Genomic DNA, 25,142 nt, shown 5'->3' on the forward strand with positions numbered 1-25,142 from the left:
CGCCTGCGGGGCGCCCTCCGCCCGCTGCGGGGCGCCGGACGCCCCGTCGGACGCGGGCGGCGAGGCCTGCGGACGCAGGGGGATGACGCGGGCTTCGTTCGACGCATGAGTGCTCACCCCACCAGCCTAGGGACCCCGCGCCCCGGCGGAACCCCGCAGCGTTCTGCCCTGGGAGAAGCCCCTGCACCCGCCCCGGCCCTGACCGAGGCCACCGCCCCGCCCGACCCGCCGCCACCGCCCCTCCCCGCGAGCACCACCGCCCCCACCGCCCCCACCCGCACCGCCGTCACCACCTCCACGCCCACACAAGCGACTTGACTGAACATCAGAAGAGTCACGATTCGGCGACCGGGAACGGATTCCTCCGGCGATACACCTGTGACGGACCGTCCGGTTCCCCTATCCTCCATCCGTCGCGGCGCACTCCCGCCGCGCCGCAGGACTGGGACTGGGGGGTCGCGGTGGTGCTGGACGGACGGGCGGCCGTGTTCGAGACCGTCGTTCCCTCGCTGGTCGGCCTCGAACTGGCGGGGCCCGAGCCGGGCAACGGCACCCGGCTGCGCATCCCGGACGGGACCCCGCTGCTGATCGAGTGCGCCGGCGGGCGGCTCACCGGCCGGACCACCCTCCTGAAGACCCTGGAGAAGCGGTACGCCGAGCACCTGCCCCAGGCGTACGCGGACCTCGGGCGCCCGGACTTCGGCCGCCCCGGCCTCGCCCTGCCCGCCGAGAACGAGGCCCCCCGCCTGAGCAACGCCTCCCACGCCTCGGACCTGCTCTTCCACCTGCGCTACGAGCTGAGCCGGCGGGCGAACCGGTTCGGCGGGAGCCTGTCCTTCCCCCGCCTCACCCAGGGCCTGCTCGCCGTCACCAGCTGGCAGACCGTCGGCCTGGGCGAGCTGGAGGCGGCCGGCCGGCGCCTGGAGAGCCTGCTGCGCGAGAGCCAGCCCGACGCCCAGGCCCGCCGCGACCGGGTGGCGAAATGGGTCCGGCAGGTCGCCCCGAACCTCGGCACCGCGGCCGGGCTGGGCCCCGGGGTCAACGAGGTCGTCGCCTCGCTCGCCGACATCGTCGCCACCGAACTGCTCGGCGCCCGCGCCAACAAGCACGGCCTGCGCTGGTGGGCCGAACGCCGGGTCAGCGCCCAGGGCGAGGCCAACGTCCAGCTCTCCGAACTCGCCCGGGGCTTCCGCGGCAACCCGCACGACCGCGAACGCGCCGAGCGCCACCTGATGGCCGCCCTGCTCGCGGACATCGACGACCACTACACCCGGCTGCGCCTGCTGAACCGGCTGCCGCGCCCCCTGCTGCTCCTGGACAACGCCCACACCCCGCTCGGCCGCCCCGTCCTGGACACCCTGACCCGGGTCTGGCACGAGGAGGCGGCCCGCACCCGGCCCGGCGTCGTCGTCACCGTCCTGGCCCCGGAGCCGGCCACCCCCGACCCGGAGGACACCGCCGCGACGACCCGCAACGCCACCGGCCCGTTCTGGCGCACCGACCGGCCGCAGACGGCCGCCGGCTGGACCCTGCGGCTGCCGCTGGCCCAGCTGACCCTCGACGAGGTCACCTGGATGTTCGGCACCGACCACCCCGGGCCCGACACCGCCCAGCTGATCCACCGCCTCAGCGCGGGCCGGGCCGGGATCGCCCACGCCCTGGTCCAGGCCGGCCGCCGGGCCGTCCGCCTCGGGCACAGCCCCGACCCCCGCACCCTGCTCGACCTGCCGGCCGACGACGAGCCGGACACCCGGGTGCACGAGCGGCTGCTGCGCCTGCTGGTCCCCGACGCCACCGCCCTGGCCCGCCTGGCCCACTTCGCCCCGGCCCTGGACGAGGACGCCGCCCACGCGCTCGACGCCCACCACCCGCCCGGCGACCACGGCGCCCTGCGCGTCCAGACCACCCGGCAGCTGCTGGAGCGCGACCGCTGGGGCGCCCGCCCGTGGCCGGGCACCGGAGCGCCGTTCGTCGGCGACCCCACCCTGCGCGCCCTGCTCGGCCACCACCTGGTCACCCTGCTCGAAGCCACCCCGGGCGCCGACCGCTGGCACGACATCCACGAGGCGCTCTGCGACCACTACGCCCCGCCGGACGCCGCCCCGCCCGACGAGCGCTTCCTGCACCACTCGCTCGCCGTCCTCGACACCGGCACCGTCGCCCGCGCCCTGCACCGGCGCCTGGCCGACCGGGACACGGCCGGCTGGCTCACCGCCCTCAACCTGGTCTGCGCCGCGCCGCGCCCGCCCCGGAACCTGGCCGCCGTCGCCGCCCCGCCCGAGGACTGCCCGGCCTGCGGGGCCACCGACATCCCCGTCCACCAGGCGGTCGAGCTCCTCGTCGACGCCCTGTGGCGGCAGTCGCACCCGCTCGCACCGCCCGACGAGCAGCTGATCGGCAGCGTCCAGCTCCAACTGCTCACGCTGGCCCAGCTCGCCGGGGCCGCCCACCAGGCGGTGTTCTTCCGGGCGTACGAGACCTGGCCGCAGCTCCTGCGGCGCTGGGTCCAGGCCCCCCACCTCCCGATCCGAGGAGACTCCCGACCATGAGGTTCCTGCCCTCCGGGCCCCTGAACCGCGCGCTGGTGATCGTCCTGGCCGTCGCCGTCCTGGCCGCCGGCGGCTACCTGGGCTACACGTACGTGCTGGCCGACGACCCCTCCTGCGCCGTCGGCGTGGAGCGGCGCGGCCCGCAGCGCGAGTGCGTCGGCGTCACCGACGGCGGCTACGTCTTCACCGACGAGCTGAAGCAGGTCAGCGCCCGCATCAAGGCCGAGAACGACCGGGTGGCCGACAGCTCGCCCGTCACCGTCGCGCTGATGATCCCGATGACCTCCGACGCGCCCGCCGAGCGGCGCGAGCTGGTCGAACAGGTGCAGGGCGCCTACCTGGCCCAGCACTGGGCCAACGACGACGCGAACAGCGACAAGCGCCGGCCCCCGATCCGGCTGGTGCTGGCCAACCCCGGCCGCGGCTACCAGCAGTGGCGCCCCGTCGCCGACCAGCTGGCCCGGGCCGCGGCCGACGACACGCAGAACCTGCGGGCCGTCGCCGGCATCAACATCAGCATCGCCGAGACCGAGCAGGCCGTGCGCTACCTCACCGCGGACAAGCACATCCCGGTCGTGGCCGGCCCGATGACCGCGGACGACATCAGGAACACCGCCGCCGACCCGCGCCGCTACCCCGGCCTGGCCCGCATCGCCCCCGGCAACTCCGACCAGGCCGGCGCCCTCGGCTCGTACGGGGCGAACACCAGGCCCGAAGAGGCCCTGGTGATCGAGGACACGCGCGAGAACGACAACTACCTCGCCACCCTGCGCCAGACCTTCGAGAAGCTCACCAAGGGCGCCCCCAACGCCCCCGAGACCTACCAGTCGCCGCCCGACTTCAACGACGAGGGCAACCTCGCCAACGACTTCCACCAGATGGTGCCCAACATCTGCACCTCCGCCGCCACCACCCTCTACTTCGCCGGCCGCCCGGTGCAGCTGCGCCAGTTCCTGGTCGAACTCGGCAACCGCAAGTGCAACAAGCCCTACACCGTCGTCACCGGCTCGCACGCCTCCACCCTGATGGTCGACGCGAAGTTCGCCGACAAGTGGGACTCCCTCACCGCCGGAGCCGGCATCACCGTGCGCTACACCGCCCTCGCCCACCCCGACACCTGGGGGGAGCGGAGCACCGCCACCACCGGCGGCTCCAAGAAGGCCTCGAAGGACCTGGCCGACCTCCTGGACAGGCCCGACACCAAGGCACCCGACGCGATCGGCCCCGCCGACCTGCGCGACGGCCGCGTGATCATCACCTACGACTCGGTCTCCACCGCCGTCGCCGGCATCCGCAACCAGACCGTGCGGGACGTGAAGACCCCCTCCACCGACGACGTCGTCCAGAGCTGGCGGCGCCTGCACGGCACCAGCCGGGTCGACGGCGCGAGCGGCTGGATCTGCCTCGACCAGTACGGCAACCCGTACAACAAGGCCGTGCCGATCGTCCACCTCGACCCGGCCACCCGCAACGCCGTCCTGGACGCCCTCGCCTGGCCCCTCGGCCACGCCCCCGACGCCAACTGCTCGATCGGCGGCGACGGCTGACCGGGCCACGGCACCGCGGCCACGGCACCGGCATCCGCGAAAGCGCCCGCCCCCGCCGGTAGCCTGCCCGCGTGGACGCCGAGAACCAGGCCGCCGCGACGGAGGAACGGCCCGTGCTCTACGAACGGGCCGGACACGTCGCCCGCGTGACGCTGAACCGCCCCCGGGTGCTCAACGCGATGGACCAGCGGATGCACGCCGAACTCGGCGCGGTCTGGGACGAGGTCGAACGCGACGACCGGGTACGGCTGGTCGTGCTCACCGGCGCCGGCGAGCGCGCCTTCTCGGTCGGCCAGGACCTCACCGAACGCGCCCGGCTCGACCGCGAGGGCGCCGAACCCACCACCTTCGGATCCACCGGCCGGCCCGGCGCCCCGCGCCTGACCGACCGCTTCACCCTGACCAAACCCGTCCTCGCCCGGGTCCGCGGCTACGCCCTCGGCGGCGGCTTCGAACTGGTCCTCGCCTGCGACCTGGTGATCGCCGCCCACAGCGCCGTCTTCGCCCTGCCCGAGGCCGCCCTCGGACTCGTCCCCGGCGCCGGCGGCGCCTTCCGGCTCGCCCGGCAGATCCCGCTCAAGGCCGCGATGGGCTACCTCCTCACCGGCCACCGGATGACCGCCGCCCAGGCCCTGGCCTTCGGCCTGGTCAACGAGGCCGTCCCGGACGACGAACTGGACGCCTGCGTCGACCGCTGGACCGCCGACCTGCTGCGCTGCGCACCGCTGTCCCAGCGCGCCCTCAAGGAGGCCGTGCTGCGCTCGCTGGACCTCCCGCTGGAACAGGCCTTCACCACCCGCTACCACTGGGAGCAGGTCCGCCGGGCCAGCGAGGACGCCCGGGAGGGGCCGCGCGCCTTCGCCGAGAAGCGCCCACCGGTGTGGCGCGGGCACTGAACGGGCCCGCACCGCACCGGCCGCAGATCCCCCGGCCCGGCCCGTCGTCGGGCCTGACCGGGCCGGGGGACTCCACCCCGCTCCGCCGCGGAGCGCCGCCGGGGCCGGGTCAGTCGCCGGCCGCGCCGCCGAAGGCGGATTCGAACTCGTCGATGTCCTCCTGACCGAGCGAGATCAGCGAGAAGTCCGACGGGGTGTGACCTCCGGGGCCCTCGGAGGCGTGCCGGACCAGCCCTTCGAGCACGGCCTGCCAGCGCCCGGCGAGGTCGCCGAGCTCCTCCCCGGTCAGCAGCCCGCGCGGCGACTCCAGGACGAAGCGCAGTTCGGGGCCGTCCGGCAGGTCCCGCGCCGCGCCGTTGATCTCCAGCACGTGCCGCAGCGGCGTCGAGGCGTCGACCCCGCCCTCCGGCGACCCGTGCCCGGGCGCCGGCGTCCACGCCCGCGCGCCGCCGCGCCCGGCCTCCACCGGCCCCGGCCCCGCGCCGCCCCGGGCGCCCCCGTCCTGCCCCGGACCGCCGAACCGGCCCAGGTAGTTGAACCCGATCTGCGGCACCGCGAGCGGCTCCAGCACCGCCCGGGTGGCCGGATTCGCGTACCGCAGCAGGCCGTAGCCCAGCCCGTCGCCCGGCCGCTGCCGCAACTGCTCCTTGATCCGCTTGATCAGCCGCGCGGCGTCCGCGCCGCCCGCCCGGACCTCCGCCGGGTCCACCGGCCCGGTCTCCAGCCACGCCGGGTGCACCGCGGTGAACCAGCCGACGGTCCGGGTCAGGTCCATGGACTCGGACAGCGGCACCCGGCCGTGCGCCTCCCGGTCGACCAGGAAGCCCTCCGGCACCGGCCGACCGCGCGCCCGCAGCCACTCGTCCAGCGCCGCGGCCAGCCCCGCCAGCAGCACGTCGTCCACGCCCGCGTGGTACGCGGCCGGCAGCGCCGCCAGCAGCGGCCCGGCCGTCGCCGCCGGGACGGTCAGCTCGGCGCGGGACAGCCCGCCGCCCACGGTGTCCGTGCGCGGGTCCAGCGGTCGGCCGGCCAGCGGCGGCTCGACCCGGTCGAGCATCCGCCGCCACACCGGCAGCTCGTCCACCGTCCGCTGCGCCCGGGCCAGCTCCGCCAGGGCGGTCGCCCAGCGGCGGAAGGAGGTCGGCTCGGCGGCGACCGCCGCCCGCGCCGCCTCGGCGTCCCCGGTCTCCAGGGCGGTGTGCGCCAGCGCCAGGTCGGGCAGCAGCACCCGCCAGGAGACGCCGTCGATCACCAGGTGGTGGGCGACCAGCAGGACGAGGGCGTCGAGCCCGGCGCCGCGGTCGACGAGCACCGCCCGCAGCATCACCCCGTCGCGCGGCGCGAGGGCGGCCTCGGCGACGGCGGCCTGCTCCTCCAGCAGCGCCTCCAGCGCCTCCCCGTCCAGGCCGTCCGCCGCCACCCGGGCCACCGGGTCCACCGCGGGGGCGGGCGCGCCGGGTTCGGGGACCACCAGCCGCGCGTCCGCCGCCCCGCCGTCCTCCTCCAGCCGGGCCCGCAGCACGTCGTGGCGCCCGGCGACCGCCCGCAGCACGGCGGCCAGCCGCTGAACGGTCAGCCCGGGCGGCGCGGTCAGCACCATCGCCTGGCTGCCCGCGCGCGCCGCCGAGCCCGTACGGGCCGCGATCTCGTGCATCACCGGGGTCAACGGGACCGGGCCGGTGGGGACGTCCTCGGCGCGCTCCGGCGCCGTGTCGTCGACCGGGACGGCGACGTGCGCCAGCTCCGCGGGGGTGCGCAGCTCGAAGACCTGGCGCGGGGTCACCGTCAGGCCGGCCTTGCGGGCCCGCCCGGCCAGCAGCATCGAGGTGATCGAGTCGCCGCCGAGGGCGAAGAAGGAGTCCTCCGCCCCCACCCGCTCCAGGCCGAGCACCTCGGCGAAGAGCCGGCACAGCAGCTCCTCGGTGTCGGTGGCCGCGGCCCGCCCCACCGTGCGGCCGGAGAAGTCCGGCCGCGGCAGGGCGGCCCGGTCGACCTTGCCGTTCACCGTCACCGGCAGCGCCTCCAGCACCGTCACCGAGGCCGGGACCATGTAGTCGGGCAGCTTCCCGGCGAGGTACTCCTCCAGCGCCCGCGGGTCGGGGGAGGCCTGCCCGTCGGCGGCCGGCACCACGTACCCGGCCAGCCGCTTGTGGCCGGCGCCGTCCTCGACCGCGACCACCAGCGCCTGGGCGACGTCCGGGTGCGCGGCGAGCACCGCCTCGATCTCGGCCGGCTCGATCCGGAACCCGCGGATCTTGAGCTGCTGGTCGGCGCGGCCGAGGAAGAGCAGCTGCCCGTCCTCGGTCCACTGCGCCAGGTCGCCGGTGCGGTACATCCGGGCGCCCTCGGGCTCGCCCTCGGCGGGGAAGGGGCAGGCGACGAAGCGCTCCGCGGTGAGCGCCGGGCGGCCGAGGTAGCCGCGGGCCAGCCCGGCCCCGGCCAGGTAGAGCTCGCCCGTCATGCCGACCGGCACCGGCTTGAGGAACGCGTCCAGGACGAACACCCGGGTGTTGTCCATCGGCCGGCCCAGCGGCACCGCGTCGGGCACCGCCTCCGGGTCGGTGAAGGGCAGCTGGGTGGCGAAGGCCGTGGACTCGGTCGGGCCGTAGGTGGTGCGCACCACCAGGCCGGGGTGGGAGCGCAGCAGCGTCCGGACGGCGTTCGCGGAGACCACGTCGCCGCCGGTGGACACCTCGCGCACCCCGTCGAAGATGTGCGCGGCCTGCTCGGCGAGCACCCGGAAGTGCCCCGCCGTGGCGTGCACGCTCGTCACCCGCTGGGCCGCGATCAGCCGGCCGCGCTCGACCGTGTCGATGTCCCCGGGGGGCACCAGCACCAGCCGGCCGCCGTGCAGCAGCGTGGTCCAGATCTCGTAGGTGGAGGCGTCGAAGGCGTGGTTGGCCTGCACCAGCACCCGTTCGAGGGTCTCGGCGGACCAGCACGCGTCCAGGCAGAACGCCACCACGCTGCCGTAGGTCACCGCGACGCCCTTCGGCACGCCGGTGGACCCGGAGGTGTAGATGACGTACATCAGGTTCTCCGGCCGCACCGGCACCGGCGGGAAGGGCTCGTCGGGCCCGTCGCCGTCGGCCGCGACGGACTCCAGGGGGAGCACCTGGGCGGGGGCGAACAGCGCGTCGTCGGCCAGGCCGCGGCGCGCGTTCGGCCCGTCGACCAGCACGACGGCCGCGCCCGCCTGCGCCGCCACCGCGCCCAGCCGGGCGGCCGGGTGGGCGCCGTCCATCGGCAGGTACGCGGCGCCGGTCTTCACCACCGCCAGCAGCGCGGCGACCAGCTCGGGGGAGCGCTCGGCGACCACGCCGACCAGCGTCTCCGGGCCGGCGCCGAGCGCGGCCAGCCGGTGCGCCAGCCGGTCCGCCCGCCGGTCCAGCTCGGCGTACGTCAGCTCGCGCTCCCCGGCGACCACGGCGACCGCCTGCGGGGTGCGGCGCGCCTGCCGCTCGAACAGCTCGGCGAGGGAGGCGCCCGGCAGCTCGCGCAGGGTCGCGTTCCCGGCCCCGCCCAGGCCCTGGCGCTCGTCGCCGGTCAGCACGTCGAGCCGGCCCAGCGGCACGCCGGGGTCCTCGGCGACCTGGTGCAGGATCCGCACCATCCGGTCGACCAGGCCGCGGGCGGTGCGCTCGTCGAACAGGTCGGGGCGGTAGTCCAGCCGCAGCTCGATGTCGTCGGTCGGGGTGACCACGACGGTCAGCGGGTAGTGGGCGGCCTCCTCGCCGCCGCCCGCGGAGATCCGCAGGCCCACCGGGCCCGGCCCGAGCGGGGAGGGCGGCGGGCCCTGCGGCCCGGGCCCGTCAGGCCCCTCGGGCCCCGGCCCGTGCGGCCCGGGTCCCGCCGGTTCGTCCGGCCCGTGCGGCAGCGGGCCGCCGCTCTGCCGCCCGCTGCGCAGCGCCGTGCCGCCCAGGCCCTCGCCCGGCGGCGAGGGGGGCTCGGGCCCCGCCGCCCCGGGCGGGCCCTCGGGCACGGCCGCGCGCATCGACGGGGCCACCATCGGCCCGCGCGGGTAGTTCTGGAAGACCATCAGGGTGTCGAAGACCGCGCCCGGCCCGCCGGCCCGCTGGATCTCGGGCAGGCTCAGCTGCTGGTGGTCCAGCAGGGCGGCCTGCTGGTCCTGCAGCGCCGTCATGGCCTCGCGGAAGGGCAGGGCCGGGTCCAGGCGCACCCGCACCGGCACGGTGTTGATGAACAGCCCGACCATCCGGTCCGCCTGCGGCACCTCGGCCGGGCGGCCGGAGACGGTCGCGCCGAAGACCGGGTCCAGCCGGCCGGACAGCTTGCCCACCAGCAGCGCCCAGGCGACCTGGAAGACCCGGTTGAGGGTCACCCCGGAGGCGCGGGCCGTCTCCCGCAGCCGCTCCGCGAGGTCGTCGCCGAGCCGGTCGATCGCGTGCCGCAGCATCACCGGCGGGCCGCCGCGGTCGCCGGGCCCCACCAGGGTGGGGCCCTCGGTGCCGGCCAGCATCGTGCGCCAGGCCTCGCGCGCGGCGTCCTTGTCCCGGCGCACCAGCCAGGCCAGGTAGTCGCGGTACGGCGGCACCTTCGGCAGCACCGAGGGGTCGCCGTCGCTGCCGTACAGCGCCCACAGCTCGCCGAACAGGATCGGCAGCGACCAGCCGTCCATCAGGATGTGGTGCATCGTCACCACCATCCGGTGCCGGTCGGGGCCGGCCCGCAGCAGCAGCACCCGCAGCAGCGGCGGCACGCCGAGGTCGAAGCGCCGGGCGTCGACCGCGGCCAGCCGGGCCGCCTCCGCCTCGGCCTCCTGCTCGCCGAGGTCGGCGAGGTCGGCGTAGGTCCACGGGATCCGTACGCCCTTGGCGATCACCTGGACGGTGTCGCCGGCCGCGCGGGAGCGGAAGCCGGCCCGCAGGCTCGCGTGCCGCTCCAGCAGGGCCTGCCAGGACGCCTGGAGCACGTCGGGCCGCAGCGGGCCGTCGAGGTTGAGGATGCGCTGCCCCACGTAGACGTCCCGGGGCGCGTCCTGGTCGTACGAGGCGTGGAACAGCAGTCCCTCCTGCAGCGGGGACAGCGGCCAGACGTCCTCGACCGTCAACTGGGTCATCACACTCTCCGTTCGGGTTGGCCGGGGTTGCCCGCCGTCTCGGGCGGGGGCAGCACGCGCAGCGGCCCGCCGCCGGGCGGCAGCGGGGGCAGGTCGCCGTGGCCGCTGCCGTTCGCGGACCGCCGATCCTGCGGGGGCCGGGCCTCCGGGCGCGGCGCGGGCGGATCGGCGAACTGGGTGCGGTAGAGCTCCGCGTACAGCCCGCCGGCGTCGACGAGTTCGGTGTGCCGGCCGCGTTCGACCACGCGCCCGTCGTTGAGCACGAGGATCTGGTCGGCCTCGCGGATCGTGGACAGCCGGTGCGCGATCACCAGGGCGGTGCGGCCGGCCAGGGCCGTCCACAGGGCCCGCTGCAGGGCCGCCTCGGACTCCGAGTCCAGGTGCGCCGTGGCCTCGTCGAGCACGACCACGGACGGTTTCTTGAGCAGCAGCCGGGCGATCGACAGGCGCTGCTTCTCGCCGCCGGAGAAGCGGTAGCCGCGGTCGCCCATGACGGTGTCGAGGCCGTCGGGCAGGGCGGAGACCACGTCCCAGACCTGCGCGGCCCGGCAGGCCTCGACGAGTTCCGCCTCGCCGGCGCCGGGCTTGGCGTAGAGCAGGTTGGCGCGGATGGTGTCGTGGAACATGTGCGCCTCCTGGGTGACCATGCCGACGGTGGCGTGCAGCGAGGCCAGGGTCAGGTCGCGCACGTCGTGGCCGCCGATCCGCACGGTGCCCTCGGTGGGCTCGTAGAGCCGCGCCACCAGCTGGCTGACCGTGGTCTTGCCCGCGCCGGAGGGCCCGACCAGCGCGGTCAGCCGCCCGGCCGGGGCGCGGAAGCTGACCCCGCGCAGCGCGTGGGCGTCGCCGGAGCGCTCGGGGGCGGGCAGCGACAGCGTCTCCAGCGAGGCGAGGGAGACCTCGCCCGCCCGGGGGTAGCGGAAGGAGACGTCCTCGAACTCGACCTCCGGGGCGCCGTCCGGGCCGGGCGGGGGCAGCGCGAGGGCGCCGGGCTTCTCCACGATCAGCGGCTTCAGGTCCAGCACCTCGAAGAGCCGGTCGAAGGAGACCAGCGCGGTCAGGTAGTTCGACTGCAGGTTGGACAGCTGGTTGATGGGCCCGAACAGCCGGGCCAGCAGGGTGGCCAGCGCCACCAGCGAGCCGATCTGGATGGCCCCGTCGATCACCAGCTCGCCGCCGACGCCGTAGACCACCGCGGTGGCCAGCGAGGCCAGCAGGGTCACCGTCACCAGCAGCATCCGCGCGTAGACGGAGGTGACCACGCGCACGTCGCGCACCCGCGCCGCGCGGTCGGCGAACCGCCGGGTCTCGCCGTGCGGGTGGCCGTACAGCTTGACCAGCAGCGCGCCGGCCACGTTGAAGCGCTCCTGCATCAGCGAGCCGAGTTCGGCGTCCAGCTGCATCGAGGTGCGCAGGTTGCGCTGCAGCCGGCGGCCCACCACCCGGCCCGGCAGGACGAAGAACGGCACCGTGACGAGCACGACCAGGCCGACCACCCAGGACAGGTAGAAGATCGTGACGACCACCAGGGTCAGCACCAGCACGCTGGAGAGCACGTTGGACAGCAGCACGGTGACCGCCTGCTGGGCCTCCATCACGTCGGTGTTGAGCCGGCTCACCAGCGAGCCGGTCTGGGTGCGGGTGAAGAACGCGAGCGGCTGCTTCTGCACGTGCTGGAAGACCTCGGTGCGCAGGTCGTAGATCAGCCCCTCGCCGATCCGCGCCGAACTGCGGCTGACCAGGAAGCCCACCAGCGCCTGCAGCAGCGCCAGGCCCGCCACCGCGCCGGCCGCGCCCGCCACCACGCCCCGGTCGTGGGGCACGATGCCGTGGTCGATGAGGACCTTGAACAGCAGCGGTGTGGAGACGGTGATCACGGCGTCGAGCACGGTCAGGGTCAGCAGCGCGGCGATCTGCCGGCGGTAGGGCCGCAGGTAGGGCAGGACCCGCCGGGAGGTGCCCGGCCTGACCCGCCCCCGGGCGCCCTGCTCCTCGTCGCCGGGGTTCGCCCGTACCGTGATCAGCGGGCCCGGGCCCATCATGGTGCGGCGACCTCCTTGCCGTTGGTGGCCGTGACCGGGGCGCCGGCCGGCGGGCGCTGGTCGGTCCAGGTGCGGTCGACGAAGGCCAGGCACTCGTCCCGGGCGCCCTGGCCGAAGGCGACCCGCCACCCGGGGGGCACCTGCGCGAAGGCGGGCCACAGCGAGTACTGGCCGCGGGGGTTGACGAGCACCAGGTAGGCGGCGTCGGGGTCGTCGAACGGGCTGGTCATCTCGGTCTCCTCGGGGTTCGGGGGCCGGCCGCCGGCGGCGGCGGGGGAGTGCGGGGGCCCGGCGGGGCGTCACCCGGGCGGGCGGGCCGTGAAGCGGCCGGCCTTGCCGAGCACGTCCGCCGCGTGGATGCGCAGCGCCTGCTGGACGGCGAACTCCGCCATGTAGGCGCGGAAGCCGTCGGCCGGCTCCAGGGCGAGGTTCACCATGCGGCGGTTGGCGGTGACGGCCGGGTCGCGCAGCAGTTCGAGGGCGTGCTCGACGGCCGCGTCGAGGTCGGCCGGGTCGACGACGCGGTCGACCAGGGTGCGGGCCTCGGGGTCGGTGGCGCGCACCCGCCGGCCGCCGAGGATGATCTGCCGGGCCAGCCGGGGGCCGGTGACCGCGGGGAGGCGGAAGTCGGCCGCGCCGGGGACGATCCCCTCCTGCGCGGCCGGCAGGCTCAGGTAGGCGTCGGAGGCCGCGAGCACGTGGTCCACCGCGAGCAGCAGCTGCATGCCGCCGCCGATCGCGAAGCCGTCCACCGCGGCCACCCACGGCAGGTCGGTGAACGGGTAGCGCCAGGACGGCTCGTCCGTGCGCAGGCCCAGCAGCAGCTTCCGGAGGTAGCCGAGTTCGCGGCGCAGCAGGAAGCCGGCCAGCGTGATCTCGCCCGCGTGCAGGCGCTTGAGGTTGATCCCGGCGCTGAACACCCGGCGCCCGGCGTAGCGCGGGTGGGTCATCTCGCCGCCCCGGATCAGCCCGATCTCGCACGCCGGGTCCAGCAGCGCGAGGTCGACGGCGGTCTCCATGTCGTCGACCTGCTGCTCGTCCTCGGCGTTGAGGCGGTCCCCGGCGCACATGGTGATCCGGGCGACCCCGTCGGTGCGCTCCAGGGGCCCGGTCAGCGCAGGTCGTAGGCGGTGAGCGGGTGCCCCGCCCAGATCCGGCGGGCGGCCTGCTCCGGGTAGCGGACGGTCTCCGAACGGGCGTCCAGGGCCCTGGTGAGCTGCTCGTCCGGGTCGAAGGCGGGCCACCCCGGGTCCCCGGTGGTGGCGAACCGGACCCAGGCCCGCCGCAGTTCCGCCGAGACCCGGACCACCTCGGCCGGGGGCCGGTCCCCGAGGAAGTGCCGTGCCGTCGGGCTGTCCAGGCTGCCGAAGGCGAGCGGCACGTCCAGGCCGTGGCAGGCGCCGAAGACGCCGCCGATGGCGGGGGCGGGCAGGGCGAGCTCGAAGAGGTACGAGGTGCCGCCGGCCGCCGCGTTGGCCTCGGCGAGCCGCAGCGACGGCACCCGGAACAGGGCATCGGCGCTGACGGCCTCGAGGAGTTCGGAGGGTGTCGCCCCCGGGAGGGCGGCCCGGTAGGCCTCCGGCCCGCCCGGCGGGGCGAGCAGGTCCAGCGCCGTCCGGGCCTCCTCCTCGGTGAAGTTCCCGTGCCGGCCGCTGAGGACGCTGAACAGCCGGAACTCGTCCCGGGTGTGGCCGGCCAGCAGCTCGACGCCGTCGGTGAGCGCCGACCACGGGGAACCGGGCAGGACCTCGCCGTCGACCACCGGGACGGTGGCGATGCCGCTCTGCGCCAGCCGGCCCCACCGCGCGAGGTGCGCCGGCAGCGCGGTGCCGAGCTCGGTGACCGCCGAGGCCAGGCGCCAGGGGTGCACCTCGGCCAGCGCGGCGGCGGTGGGGGCCGTGCCGAGCAGCTTCGCCAGCTCGGCGGTGACCTCGGCGGCCAGGGCGGGGGTGCAGTGGTTGCCCGGCACGGTGTGGGCGACGGCCCGCCGGAACAGGCCGCGGGCGGCGTCCGTCGCCAGCAGGGCGGCGACCGATCCGGCGCCCGCGGACTGCCCGGCGACGGTCACCCGGGCCGGGTCCCCGCCGAACCGGGCGATGTTGCGCCGCACCCAGCGCAGCGCGGCGATCTGGTCCAGGAAGGCCCGGTTGGCCGGGGCGCCCTCCAGCAGCGCGAAGCCCTCGGCGCCCACCCGGTAGTTGACGCTCACCACGACCAGCCCGGCGGAGGCCAGCGCGGTCGGGTCGTACAGCGGGTCGCCGGAGGTCCCGGACATGTACCCGCCGCCGTGGATCCAGAACAGGACCGGCAGCCCGGCCGCGCCCGGGTCGGGCGTGCACACGTTGAGCGTCAGCCAGTCGGTGTCGTCGGAGGCCTGGGCGGCCCCGGCGGGCAGCGGGCCGGACTGCGGGACGACGGGGCCGAAGGCGACCGCGTCGCGGACGCCGTCCCAGGACTCGGGCTCGACGGGCGCGGCGAAGCGGAGGGCGCCGACGGGCGGCTGGGCGTAGCGGATGCCGCGGAAGACCGCGAGGTCCGGGCCGCCCCGGTGGCCCTGCCGCTGCTCCGGGTGCCGCTCAGGCGCGCGCTGCGGCTCCGGTCCGCGCCGCGGCTCCCAGCGGCCGCGGACGCGTCCTTCGGCGGTGCGGACGACGGGGTGCTCTGACATGGGGACACTCCTCCCTCGGGATGGGTCCCACGTTATCGGTCAGTTGTATTATGTCAAGTGTATGGAAAAGAGTCCGTAGGATGCGGACAAAGATCATCAAGGAGCCGCCGCCCATGCCGAAGCAGGTCGACCACCGGGAACGCCGCGAGACGATCGCCCGCGCGCTGTGGCGGGTCGTGGAGCGGCGCGGCGCCACGCACCTGACGATGCGCGAGGTCGCGCAGGAGGCCGGGATCTCGCTCGGGCAGCTCCAGCACTACTTCGGCTCCCGGGCGCAGCTGCTCTCCTTCGCGATGGACCTCGCCGGGGAGCAGAGCGCGCTGCGGGTCGGCCGGGAGATGGGGGCGCTCGGCGAGCGGCCGCACCCGCGGGAGGTGCTGCGGGTGATGCTGGTCGAGCTGCTGCCCCTGCACCCCGACGCGCGGGCGACCAGCCGGATGAGCGCCGCCTACGTGCTGGAGGCGCTGCACGACGAGGAGGTCCACGCGCGGGCGCGCGACGGCCTGCTCCGGGGCCGGGCGATGGTCGAGCAGGTGGTCCGGCAGGCCGTCGCGGACGGGCACCTGGCGGCCGACCGCGACCCGGTGGTGGAGACGGACCTGCTGCTCGCGCTCACCGGGTTCACCACCCTGCTGGAGCTGGACGTGGTCGGGCCCGCCGCCGTGCTCACGGCCGTCGACCGGCACCTGGACCGGCTGTTCGCGCCGCCGGGCGGTACGGGCGGTACGGGCGCGGCGGGGCGCGCGGCGGCGGGGTGACGGGCAGGACGGGCGGCCAGGTGCCGGCCGCCCGTCCGGAGCCCGGGCCGGGGCGTGGCAGGCTACCCGGGTAGCACCGCCGCCCGCGACCAGGAGCACCGCCATGGACCGACCCGCCGCCCTCCGCCTCGACGCCACCGCCTCCGGACACCCGGCGGGCATCCTGGACGCCGCCGAGCAGGCCGAACGCCGGGGCATGGACCGCCTGGTGGTCGCCGAGACCGCGTACGACCCGTTCCTCCAGCTCGCCCGCGCGGCCGACCGGACCGAGTCGATCGAGCTGGCCACCGGCATCGCGGTGGCCTTCGCCCGGACCCCGATGACGCTCGCCTACCAGGCCTGGGGGCTGCACGCGGCCTCCGGCGGACGGGCCGTCATCGGACTGGGCTCGCAGGTCAAGCCGCACATCGAGAAGCGCTTCGGGATGCCCTGGGACCGTCCGGCCGCCCGGATGCGCGAGTACGTCCACGCGGTGCGGGCGATCTGGCACAGCTGGCAGACCGGCGAACGGCTGCGCTTCCGGGGCGAGTTCTACACCCACACGGTGATGACGCCGGTGTTCTCGCCGGACCCGGTCCCGTCCGGGGTGCCGCGCATCCTGCTGGCCGGCGTCGGGCCGCTGATGACCCGGACCGCCGGGGCGGTGGCCGACGGCTTCCTGAGCCACCCGTTCACCTCCACCGCCTACCTGGCCGAGCAGGTGCTGCCCGGCCTCACCGAGGAGCGGGCCCGGGCCGAGGCGGAGGGCGCCGGGTGGACGGAGCGGCCGTTCGAGGTCGTCGGCAGCGTGCTCACCGCCACCGGCCGCACCGAGGAGGAGCTGGCGGCCAACCGGGCGGCCACCCGCGAGCGGCTCGCCTTCTACGCCTCCACGCCGGCCTACCGCCCGGTGCTGGCGCAGCACGGCTGGGAGGGCCTCCAGGAGGAGCTGCACACCCACTCGGTGCGCGGGCGCTGGGCGGAGATGGCCGCGCTGATCGACGACGAGGTGTTCGACACCTTCGCGGTCAGCGGGCCGGTCGAGGAGGTCGCCCGGGAGATCCACCGCCGGTACACGGGCCTGGTCACCCGGCTGTCCGTCAGCCTGCCCGAGGACGCCGACCCCGAGCTGGGCCTGGACGTCCTGGCGGCGGTGCGGGCGCTGGGGCGCGGCTGAACCGGGCGGAAGCGGACGCCGGGTGATCGTCCCGGGCGGCCGGCCGGGCAAGCGGCGACGAAGTCCGGGCAGATTCGCGCAACGCGGTTCCCGGGGTGAGGACAGGCGGCAGGATCGCGGTGGCGGGCCGGGGCGTCCGGCGAGGATCGGCGCCCCGGGCCAGCCGTGCCGCGGGGCCTGTCGCGCCGTACGGTCCGTTGCGCCGGACGGCCTGTCACGCCTCGGCCGCCCGTTGCCCATCCTGGGGGTGCCCGCGTGTCCGTGTCCGACGACCGCCCGGCCGACTACGACCTGGCGGAGTGCTGGGACCCGTCGCGAACAGGTACGTCGACGCCCTGGCCGACCTGGACGAGTTCCTGCGCGTCTGCGCCGAGCTGACCGGCTTCGACGTGCCCGAGCTGCGCTCCACCGGCATGGCGGACGAGCACCACCGCACCACGCTGGCCCACCAGGTCCGCGACGAGCACGCGCTGGTCCACCTCTGGTACCTCGGCGCCTGGCCCGGCGAGGCGCCCTCCTCCGCCCGCGCCCGCGACCGGGGACTGGTTTGGAGGACCTTCCGGGCCGTGCCGGACGACGGCGGCGAGGGCCGCTGAGCGCCCGCCGGGACGCCGCCGTGGTCGGCGCGGGGTCAGCTGCCGGGTGAGGCCGAGGCCGATGCCGAGGGCCTGGGCGAGGAGGACCGGCCCCGTGGACGTTCCTCAGTCCGCGACGAGGACCCGCACGTCCTGGGCGTCGAGCCGGAGCGGGGTGCCGGGGTCGAGCCGGGTGCCGGCCAGGACGTCGGTCAGGCCCTCGGGCGTCCGGACCTCGCAGGGCCGCCGGCCCCAGTTGTGGACGACATGGACGCGGCGCCCGTCCGCGGACGTTCCGGTGGCCGCGGTGACGGGCTCGGGCAGGTCCGGCCAGCCGTGCACGGGGACGGGGGCCAGCCAGCGGGCCAGCGCCCGGGCGAGGCCGCGGCCCGGTACGGTGCCGACGCAGGTCACCCGGCCCGTGCCGTGCCGACGGGTGGTGACGGCGGGCCAGCGGCCGAAGTGCGGGTGGTCGTACCCGGCCAGCACCGTGGCGTCGACGGCGTTGAGGCCCTCCACCCAGCGGGTCGCGGTCGCGTCGCCGGGCAGTGCCAGCGGGCTGCCGGGGGCGGCGTGCACCGGCAGGCCGGCCGAGAGGTTGCTGAACTCGTCGTACCAGGCACCGGCCGCCGTCGCGAGCCGGGCGGGGGCCGGTTCGTGGCGCACGCGGGCCTCGTGGTCGGCGTAGCCGGTGCGCGGGCCGAGCACGAGGTGGCCGCCGGCCTCGGCGTAGGCCGCGAGCCAGTCGAGCAGGGAGTCCTCGGCCAGGTACAGCCCGGGGACGACCAGCACGGGGTGGCGCCGCGCCGCGTCCCGGGGCGCGACGCCCACCCGCTCCGCCCGGGCGTCGTGCAGCTGGCGGGCGTGCAGGATCCGCACCTGGCGGCCGGCCTCGAAGGCGCCGCGGTAGAACGGGTCGAAGATCCCGTGGTAGGAGTCCGGGTCCGGGCCGCCGTCGGCGGTCGCGAGCGGCGGGTGCTTCTGCATCAGCCACTTGCTGGGCATCGAGTAGAGCATCGCGAGGTCGGCGTCGGGCTCGATCCCGGCGACCAGGGCGCCCGCCGTCTCGAACTCGGCGCCCAGCCGCGCGAGTTCGGCGTACACCCGGCCGGGCCTGCCGCTGTGCGGGAGGACGCCGCCCCAGGAGGTCTCGGCACCGAAGTGCAGGGTGTGCCAGTGCCAGTACTCGATCATCCGGGCGCCCCGGGAGACCAGGGCCCATGCGGCCTGGCGCCATTGGCCGTCGAAGGCGGGCCGGTTGTCCGAGGTGCCGCCGACGGCCTGGGCGTTGGTCTCGGTGACCAGGAACGGCTCCTGGCGCGAGGAGTGGATCCGGTCGGCGCTCCGGTACAGGGCCCAGACGCCGGTGGTCTTCCACTCCTGCACGTGGTCGTCCGGCGTCGGATCGGGCAGCGTCAGGGCGTCCTGCATGTCGTAGTACGGGTTGCCGGCGGTGACGTCCAGGGCGTCGGTGATCTCGTCGTCCTCCAGCGCGGGGTGTTCGTAGGCGAGGCAGGTGGTGACGAACTGGTCGGGGCGGGCGTACTCGCGCGCGATGCCGGCCTGCCAGGCGACGAACTCGGTGGTCAGGCGCGCCTGGAAGGCCCGCCAGGCGACGTCGTACTGCGGCTGCTGGTTGCCGTCGGGCCGCCACAGGTCGGCCCAGGTGGAGAGCCGGTGGGACCAGTAGACCAGGCCCCACTCCCGGTTGAGGGCCTCCACGTCGCCGTAGGTGTGCCGCAGGTGGTCGACGAAGCGCTGGAAGACGCCGTGGTTGTGCGGCAGGCGCAGGCCGGGCTCGTTGTCGACCTGGAAGCCGATGACGGCCGGGTGCGCGGCGTGGCGGTCGAGGACCGCCCGGGTGACGCGTTCGGCGTGGTACCGGAAGGCGGGGTGGGAGAAGTCGGCCTCCTGGCGGGCGCCCCAGCCCATCCGCCGGCCGGTCGCCTGCTCGGTGACGATCTCCGGGTACTGCCGGGCCAGCCACGGCGGCACCGCGTAGGTGGGGGTGCCGAGGACGACGGCGATGCCGCGCCGGTGGGCGCCGTCGAGCACCGGGGCGAGCCAGTCCAGCGCGAACCGGCCGCTCTCCGGCTCCCAGGTCGACCAGACCGACTCGCCGACCCGGATGACGGTGAACTTCGCCTCGGCCATCAGGTCGAGGTCCTCCTCCAGCCGCTCGTACGGCTGGTACTCGGGGTAGTAGGCGGCGCCGAACAGCACGTGCGGGGGCAGTGGGACCATGGGTGCACCTCGGGACGTGGGGAGCCCCGGCTGCCGGGGAGGCGGCCGGGGCGGGGACGAACGGCGGTCAGGAGACGGTGCCGGTCACGGTGTCGCCGGACCTGGTGACGGTGTAGGTGACGGTGTCACCGGTCCAGAAGCGGAAGGTGAGGGTCACCGGGGCGCCGTCCTTGAGGGACGTGAGGAACTCGGTCTTGACGGTGGTGGTGCCGGCGCCGTAGTCGGCGCGGTAGTTGTCGAACGTCTGGTAGGTGGTCCAGGAGGCGGGGCCGGCGGCGGTGCCGTCGGCGTAGGTGGACTGCACGTTGGCCATCAGGGCGCCGTTGAACCGGGTGGGGATGGTGAGCCCGGCGGTGGTTCCGGTGGCGTCGGCCATGGTGGGCCTGTCGTAGGAGCGCACGAAGAGCTTCCACGGGACGCCGTCGGAGTAGCGGACTTCGAGGGTGGCGTTGACGCCGGCGGCGCGGTCCCCGGCGAGGCGGGTGAGGGCACCGGCGGTCAGGGTGAGCCGGTCGCCGTCGAGGGTGTAGTCGACGTACGGGATGAGCGGGCGGTCGCCCTGCCAGAGGCCGGCGAACCGGAGGCCGTTGCGGTTCAGGGTGACGGTCTGCGCGGCGATCGGGCCGGACTTCGGCAGGAAGAGGTTGTCGGTGGAGGCGGTGCCCGAGCGGGTCCGCCAGGAGCTCTGGATCAGGGCCTTCATCTCGGGGACTTCCCACTGCATGGTGTCGCGGTTCAGGAAGTCGTGGTAGGCGTCCCAGACGGCGGAGGTCATGCCGTTGCGCCGCGCCTCGTAGTTCACGTGCTCGAAGTACTTGAGCATCTCGCCGCGCTCGACGACGCCGGAGTAGGGCGAGGTGAGCAGGCCGTACTCGCCGAGGTAGACGGGGATGCCCTTGGCGACGAAGGTGTCGTGTACCCGGGCGAAGCCCTCGGTCAGGTCCTTCTGACTGGTGGCGTCGTAGGTCGTCCCGTTGGCGATGTTGACGCTGAACGGGTACCAGCTGTAGTAGTGCACGGTGGCGACCAGGTTGCGGTCGTTCAGCGCACTCATGGTGGTGGCCAGGTCGTCGAGCCAGTGCTGGGCGTTGTTGGTCTCCTCGGAGGGCAGGACGAGCAGCCGGTCCTTGTTCCTGCCGCCGGAGTCGCGCACGATGCTGTGGAACGAGGTGTTGAGTTCCCGCAGGTACTGGGTCTTCTGGGCGTCGGTGGCGTCGGCGAACTGGGGCTCGTTGATGCTCTCCATGAGCAGCGTGCGGGGCTCGTCCTTGAAGACGGTGGCGATCTGCTGCCAGGTGGCGTTGAACCGGGCCATGACGGCGTCGTGGTCGGTGGACATGTACTTGATCCACTGCCACGAGTCGTGGTGGACGTTGATCTCGACGTAGAGGCCGTCCGCCAGCGCGAGGTCGACGACCTCCTTGACCCGCTTCATCCACACCGGGTCGATGGTGTACGGCGCGGTGGCGGACTGGTGGGTGTACCAGGTGACGGGGATGCGGACGCTGCGGAAGCCCTGGGCCTTGAGGCCGTCGAACGTGGCCTTGGTGGCGCGCGGGTTGCCCCAGGAGGTCTCGTCCGGGATGGCGTCGAGGGTGTTGCCGAGGTTCCAGCTCGGCTGCATCTGCGCCACGGCGGCCATCGGGTCCTGCGGGACCCTCACCCCGGCGGCCTCGGCCGCCGACGGGGCCCGGTCGGCGGGTGCGGCGACCGCGGTGCCGCCGGCGAGGCTGCCGGTGGTGATCAGGGCCACCACGAGGCCGGCCGTGCGCTGGAGCCGGCTGCGGGAGCGAGTGGTCTGCGGTGCGTCGTTCACGGGATGTCCCTTCGGGTGAACGGGTGGGGGAGCCCCCTGGCGGGTGGTCAGGGGAGTGGGAGGGGTTCGTAGTCGAACCGGTCGAAGTGGACGGTGCCGGCTGCGGCGTACATGCCGATGACCCGGCCGGTGAAGCCGCCGGCCACCTCGGTGGAGAGGTAGCGCCCGTCGAGCGTGGCGAGCGCGGTGAAGGTGCCGTCAGGCTCCTCGATGCCGAGGACGACGTCGTCGGGGCCGGTGCGCGGGCCGCGGGTCGGCCGCGGGACGACGTCGACCCCGAGCACCACGGCTCCGGCGGGTACCGGACGGGAGGCCACCTCGGTGCGCAGCGAGCCGATCCGGGCGAAGACCCGCACCTCGCCGTCGGCCGCCTCGATCTCGTAGTGGTGCTCCTCGTCCATCCGGACGGCGAGGCCGCCGCGGCCCCCGGCGGGGTCGATCAGGGTGCGGGCCCGGCAGCCGAGGTGCTGCTGGCGCCGGCCGACGAACACCACGTCGTGCTCGTCCAGGGAGGCGCCCGCGGCGCGCAGGGTCAGCCAGCCGGAACGTTCCTTCGTGGTGCACAGCCGCTCGGGACGCTCGCGCACCGAGATCCACTGCGGGTGGAGCTCGGGCTGGTCGAAGTCGTCCCGGGCCGGTACGGCGGCGGTGGGGTGCAGCGGCCAGGCCGGGACGGGCAGTTCGGTGGTGACTCGCCCGACCACCGGCCAGCCGTCCACCCACGCGACCGGGGCGAGGAAGGTCTCCCGGCCGAGCACGTACCAGGCGGGGGTGCCGCCGCGCGGCCGGACCGCCAGCAGCACCATCCACCAGGAGCCGTCGGGCGCCTGGACGAGGTCGGCGTGCCCGGTGTTCTGGACGGGACTGTCGATGCCGCGGTGGGTCAGTACCGGGTTGGCCGGGCAGGGCTCGAACGGGCCGTTGGGCGAGGTGCCGCGGGCGATGGAGACGGCGTGGCCGCGCTCGGTGCCGCCCTCGGCGATCATCAGGTACCAGTACTCGCCGATCCGGTACAGGTGCGGGGCCTCGGGGGCCATGGCGCCGGGCGCGCCGGACCAGATCCGCCGCGGCTCGCCGAGGGTTTCGCCGGTGGCCGGGTCGAGACGGACCTGGGAGACCCCGGCGACGGTGCACCAGCAGGTGCCGTCCTCGTCCCAGGCGAGGTCCGGGTCGATGCCGTGGACGCCGGGCAGCCGGATCGGGTCGGACCACGGGCCGGCCGGGTCGGTGGCGGTGAAGAGCAGGTTGCCGTCGCCGCTGACGTTGGTGACGATCAGCCAGAAGCGGCCGTCGTGGTGGCGCAGCGTCGGGGCGTAGATCCCTCCGGAGGACGGGGACTCGCGCGGCAGGCGCAACTGGCTCGGCCGGTCCAGGGCGTTGCCGATCTGTGTCCAGTGGAACAGGTCGCGGCTGTGGAAGACGGGGATGCCGGGGAAGTACTCGAAGCTGGAGCAGACGAGGTAGTAGTCGTCGCCCACGCGGCAGACGCTCGGGTCCGGGTGGAATCCGGGGATCACCGGGTTGGGCAGGGTGCCGGTCGGCTGGGGCTGGTCTGACACGTGGTCGGGTCCTTTCGGAGGTGCGGGTCGGGGTGGTGGTCGTCACTGCCGGCCCGGGTGGCCTTGAGAAGCCCCACGGGACGCGTCAACTCCGCTCGGACGGTTCCCTGGTGAGGCGCAGCAGGACGGCGGACGGGGCCGCCGGCAGGGTCACGCTGAGTGCGGCGGTGTCCGGGTGCCAGGTGGCCGACGCCTGGCCGGCGGACGGGTAGAGCACCTCGACGCGGACCTCGGCGCGGGCTTCGGTGCCGGCCAGGTGGGGCAGGCCGAGGTCCCTGGTGGTCTGCTCGCCGGAGCGCCGCCAGACGGTGAGGTAGGTGGTGGCCGGGGTGTGCAGGGCCAGGGCGATCCACGGGTCCTCCCAGCCCGGGAGCCCGAGCGGCCAGGCGGGCAGCGCCTGCGGCAGGTCGGCGCGGATCGACTTGTGGACGGCCACCGCCTCGTGGACCAGGCCGCGGGCCTCCGGCCGTAGTTCGGTGAGCCTGCCGGAGAGGTGGATGCGGCCGAGGATCGCGTTGGCCATGGTCAGGGTGACCTCGTCGGGGGAGTCCCCGGGCAGCGGGTAGGCCCAGACGGCGCCCTGCTCGGGTGTGACGGCGGTGGGGGCCGACGCCGCGATCGGCGCGTAGCGCAGCAGGTCCTGCTGGTCGCTGGTGGACTGCAGCTGGAGCCGGGAGAGCAGGGCGTGGTCCATCCGCATGCCGCCGGAGGCGCAGTTCTCGATCACCAGGTCCGGGTGCCGGTCCAGGATGCCGTCCAGCCAGTCGAGTTGGGCCCGGTTGTGGCCGAGCAGGCCGGCCGCCGGGGCCTCACCGGGGTGGGCGCTGGTGCCGGAGCCCGGGTCGGTGTTGTGGTCGAGCTTGAGGTAGCCGACGCCCCACCCGCCGACCAGGCGGTCCACCACGGCGTCCAGATGGGCGCGGGCGGCGGGGTGGCGCAGGTCCAGGTGGTAGCGCCCGCCGCCCTCCTCGACGCGCTGCCCGTCGCGGCGGAAGAACGCCTCCTCCGGCAGGGCCGCGGCGACCGGGCTGTTCACCCCGACCGCCTCCGGCTCCAGCCACAGGCCGGGGACCATGCCCCGCTCCCGGATGCGGTCCAGGACCTCGTGGATGCCCTTCGGCCCGGGGAAGCGGGAGGCCGACGGCTCCCAGGCCCCGACGGAGCTCCACCAGTCGCCGCCGTCGTCGTACCAGCCGGTGTCGATGACGAAGTACTCCGCGCCGGCCTCGGCGGCGGCGTCGACCAGGGGCAGCAGCTTCGCGGTGGTCGGGTCGCCCATCAGGCAGTTCATGTAGTCGTTGAAGATCACCGGCAGGCGGTGGTGGTCGGGGTGCGGGCGGCGGGTGGCGCGGCGGTAGCGGGTGAGGCCGGCGAAGGCGAGGTCGGGGCCGCCGCTCGGGGCCAGGGCGAGCGCCACCGGGACGGTGCGGAACTCGGCGCCGGGCTCCAGCGGGTGGCGCCAGCCGTGGTCGGCGTCGTTCGGTCCGTACAGCGCCGCGTAGGCGGTGTCGTCGCGCACCCCGGCCTCCCAGCGCCAGCCGCCGCCGTTGTGCTCGATCTGCCACAGCCAGGTGCGGCCGGACTCCCGGTCGGTCAGGGCACCCATCGGCAGGTGGCCGCAGCTGGACCACACGCCCTGTCCGGCCACGACGCGGGTGCTGCGGCCGGAGGTGGTGTGGAAGCGGCCGCTCCGTTCGGGCGAGGACACGCGCAGCGGCTGGCGGTGCCAGCGGCACTCGGCGAACCACTCGTTCTCCGCCCACAGCAGGTCGGCGCCGTCCAGATCCGCCGGGTCGCCCCCGGTGAGGCAGCCGGCCACGAGCGAGGCGACCGACTCCAGGTGCAGCGTGGCCGGCCCTTCGTTGCGCAGCAGCACCTCGGCGCGCAGCACCGGCAGGCCGTCCGGGGAGCGGTAGACCGCCTCGGCGGTCAGGCCGGTGTCCGGGTCGTGGAGTTCGACGGTGAGCACCTGCCAGTCGCCGTCCCGGGTCGCCCGGTGCGTGCGGTGGCGCAGGCGTCCGCCGAGAACGGTGTTGACGAGGTGCCGGCCCGACCAGTGGCGGCCGAGACCGGCGGTCGTCACCTCCACCAGCGGCAGCGGTGCGCCGGGGCGCGGGGCGGAGCTCTTCTCGCCGGGCGCGCCGAGGCGGGTCAGGCGCGGGGTGCCGTGCTCGTCCAGGGCGATCTCCAGCTCCAGGGCGGCGTGGCCCCAGCGGATCGTCTCCTGCGGGTCGCTCATGGTGGGCCTTCCT

14 protein-coding genes and 1 pseudogene are annotated in these 25,142 nt (G+C 75.3%); 6 read left to right on the top strand and 9 right to left on the bottom strand.

Annotated elements, in window-relative coordinates; all coding sequences use genetic code 11:
* The first annotated feature begins 485 nt into the window (after window positions 1-485).
* The 3 genes from ABZW03_RS08150 to dpgD all read left to right on the top strand — a co-directional run bounded on the left by ABZW03_RS08150 (window position 486) and on the right by dpgD (window position 4,992).
* Window positions 486-2,549 (top strand): hypothetical protein, encoded by a 2,064-nt coding sequence (locus ABZW03_RS08150; RefSeq protein WP_355253797.1) that lies wholly within the window; start codon window positions 486-488, stop codon window positions 2,547-2,549.
* Window positions 2,546-4,096, top strand: a complete 1,551-nt coding sequence (locus ABZW03_RS08155; RefSeq protein ID WP_355253799.1) for a hypothetical protein — start codon at window positions 2,546-2,548, stop codon at window positions 4,094-4,096. The genes ABZW03_RS08150 and ABZW03_RS08155 overlap by 4 nt, the downstream gene beginning before the upstream one ends.
* 71 nt (window positions 4,097-4,167) lie before the next feature.
* A complete protein-coding gene (gene dpgD, locus ABZW03_RS08160; RefSeq protein ID WP_355253801.1) occupies window positions 4,168-4,992 on the top strand; it encodes an enoyl-CoA-hydratase DpgD in 825 nt (274 codons plus the stop codon).
* A 109-nt stretch (window positions 4,993-5,101) separates the two neighbouring features.
* Here dpgD and ABZW03_RS08165 read toward each other — a convergent pair whose 3' ends face one another.
* The 5 genes and pseudogenes from ABZW03_RS08165 to ABZW03_RS08185 form a co-directional block, all read right to left on the bottom strand.
* Window positions 5,102-10,072, bottom strand: a complete 4,971-nt coding sequence (locus tag ABZW03_RS08165) for an amino acid adenylation domain-containing protein (protein WP_355253803.1) — start codon at window positions 10,070-10,072, stop codon at window positions 5,102-5,104.
* Complete coding sequence (locus ABZW03_RS08170) at window positions 10,072-12,114, bottom strand: ABC transporter ATP-binding protein (protein ID WP_355253805.1); 2,043 nt, start codon at window positions 12,112-12,114, stop codon at window positions 10,072-10,074. The genes ABZW03_RS08165 and ABZW03_RS08170 overlap by 1 nt, the downstream gene beginning before the upstream one ends.
* A complete protein-coding gene (locus ABZW03_RS08175; protein WP_355253807.1) occupies window positions 12,111-12,344 on the bottom strand; it encodes an MbtH family protein in 234 nt (77 codons plus the stop codon). Before ABZW03_RS08175 ends, ABZW03_RS08170 begins: the two co-directional genes overlap by 4 nt.
* A gap of 69 nt (window positions 12,345-12,413) precedes the next feature.
* A pseudogene (locus ABZW03_RS08180) lies at window positions 12,414-13,217 on the bottom strand (enoyl-CoA hydratase/isomerase family protein); the annotation flags it as partial.
* Window positions 13,218-13,225: 8 nt separating this feature from the next.
* Entirely contained in the window at window positions 13,226-14,782 is a 1,557-nt protein-coding gene (locus tag ABZW03_RS08185; protein WP_355253809.1) for a carboxylesterase family protein, read from the bottom strand.
* A 113-nt stretch (window positions 14,783-14,895) separates the two neighbouring features.
* Here ABZW03_RS08185 and ABZW03_RS08190 point away from each other — a divergent pair, with 113 nt between their 5' ends.
* The 3 genes from ABZW03_RS08190 (at window position 14,896) to ABZW03_RS08200 (ending at window position 17,292) form a co-directional block, all read left to right on the top strand.
* Window positions 14,896-15,540: a TetR family transcriptional regulator C-terminal domain-containing protein gene (locus ABZW03_RS08190; protein WP_355253811.1), complete on the top strand. Its 645-nt coding sequence runs from the start codon at window positions 14,896-14,898 to the stop codon at window positions 15,538-15,540.
* A 103-nt stretch (window positions 15,541-15,643) separates the two neighbouring features.
* On the top strand, window positions 15,644-16,696 hold the full coding sequence (locus ABZW03_RS08195) for a TIGR03617 family F420-dependent LLM class oxidoreductase (RefSeq protein WP_355253813.1): 1,053 nt from the start codon (window positions 15,644-15,646) through the stop codon (window positions 16,694-16,696).
* Window positions 16,697-16,995: 299 nt separating this feature from the next.
* Window positions 16,996-17,292: a hypothetical protein gene (locus ABZW03_RS08200; protein WP_355253815.1), complete on the top strand. Its 297-nt coding sequence runs from the start codon at window positions 16,996-16,998 to the stop codon at window positions 17,290-17,292.
* Between the two features lie 105 nt (window positions 17,293-17,397).
* Here ABZW03_RS08200 and ABZW03_RS08205 read toward each other — a convergent pair whose 3' ends face one another.
* The 4 genes from ABZW03_RS08205 to ABZW03_RS08220 all read right to left on the bottom strand — a co-directional run bounded on the left by ABZW03_RS08205 (window position 17,398) and on the right by ABZW03_RS08220 (window position 25,129).
* The gene (locus ABZW03_RS08205) at window positions 17,398-19,515 is read right to left on the bottom strand and encodes a beta-galactosidase (RefSeq protein ID WP_355253817.1); all 2,118 of its coding nucleotides are present in this window, start codon (window positions 19,513-19,515) and stop codon (window positions 17,398-17,400) included.
* Between the two features lie 67 nt (window positions 19,516-19,582).
* Entirely contained in the window at window positions 19,583-21,331 is a 1,749-nt protein-coding gene (locus ABZW03_RS08210; protein WP_355253819.1) for a cellulase family glycosylhydrolase, read from the bottom strand.
* A gap of 47 nt (window positions 21,332-21,378) precedes the next feature.
* Entirely contained in the window at window positions 21,379-22,890 is a 1,512-nt protein-coding gene (locus ABZW03_RS08215) for a glycoside hydrolase family 43 protein (protein ID WP_355253821.1), read from the bottom strand.
* 85 nt (window positions 22,891-22,975) lie between these two features.
* On the bottom strand, window positions 22,976-25,129 hold the full coding sequence (locus tag ABZW03_RS08220) for an alpha-galactosidase (protein ID WP_355253822.1): 2,154 nt from the start codon (window positions 25,127-25,129) through the stop codon (window positions 22,976-22,978).
* Window positions 25,130-25,142 lie beyond the last annotated feature (13 nt).

The sequence above is a fragment of the Kitasatospora sp. NPDC004799 genome, assembly GCF_040609095.1.
Lineage (GTDB): Bacteria > Actinomycetota > Actinomycetes > Streptomycetales > Streptomycetaceae > Kitasatospora.

What these genes read in the sequence shown, in the direction of transcription:
- ABZW03_RS08190 (WP_355253811.1), top strand. Translation starts at nt 14,896, where the DNA reads ATGCCGAAGCAGGTCGACCACCGGGAACGCCGCGAGACGATCGCCCGC.
- ABZW03_RS08205 (WP_355253817.1), bottom strand. Translation starts at nt 19,515, where the DNA reads ATGGTCCCACTGCCCCCGCACGTGCTGTTCGGCGCCGCCTACTACCCC.
- ABZW03_RS08155 (WP_355253799.1), top strand. Translation starts at nt 2,546, where the DNA reads ATGAGGTTCCTGCCCTCCGGGCCCCTGAACCGCGCGCTGGTGATCGTC.
- ABZW03_RS08195 (WP_355253813.1), top strand. Translation starts at nt 15,644, where the DNA reads ATGGACCGACCCGCCGCCCTCCGCCTCGACGCCACCGCCTCCGGACAC.
- ABZW03_RS08175 (WP_355253807.1), bottom strand. Translation starts at nt 12,344, where the DNA reads ATGACCAGCCCGTTCGACGACCCCGACGCCGCCTACCTGGTGCTCGTC.
- ABZW03_RS08170 (WP_355253805.1), bottom strand. Translation starts at nt 12,114, where the DNA reads ATGATGGGCCCGGGCCCGCTGATCACGGTACGGGCGAACCCCGGCGAC.
- ABZW03_RS08185 (WP_355253809.1), bottom strand. Translation starts at nt 14,782, where the DNA reads ATGTCAGAGCACCCCGTCGTCCGCACCGCCGAAGGACGCGTCCGCGGC.
- ABZW03_RS08220 (WP_355253822.1), bottom strand. Translation starts at nt 25,129, where the DNA reads ATGAGCGACCCGCAGGAGACGATCCGCTGGGGCCACGCCGCCCTGGAG.
- ABZW03_RS08165 (WP_355253803.1), bottom strand. Translation starts at nt 10,072, where the DNA reads ATGACCCAGTTGACGGTCGAGGACGTCTGGCCGCTGTCCCCGCTGCAG.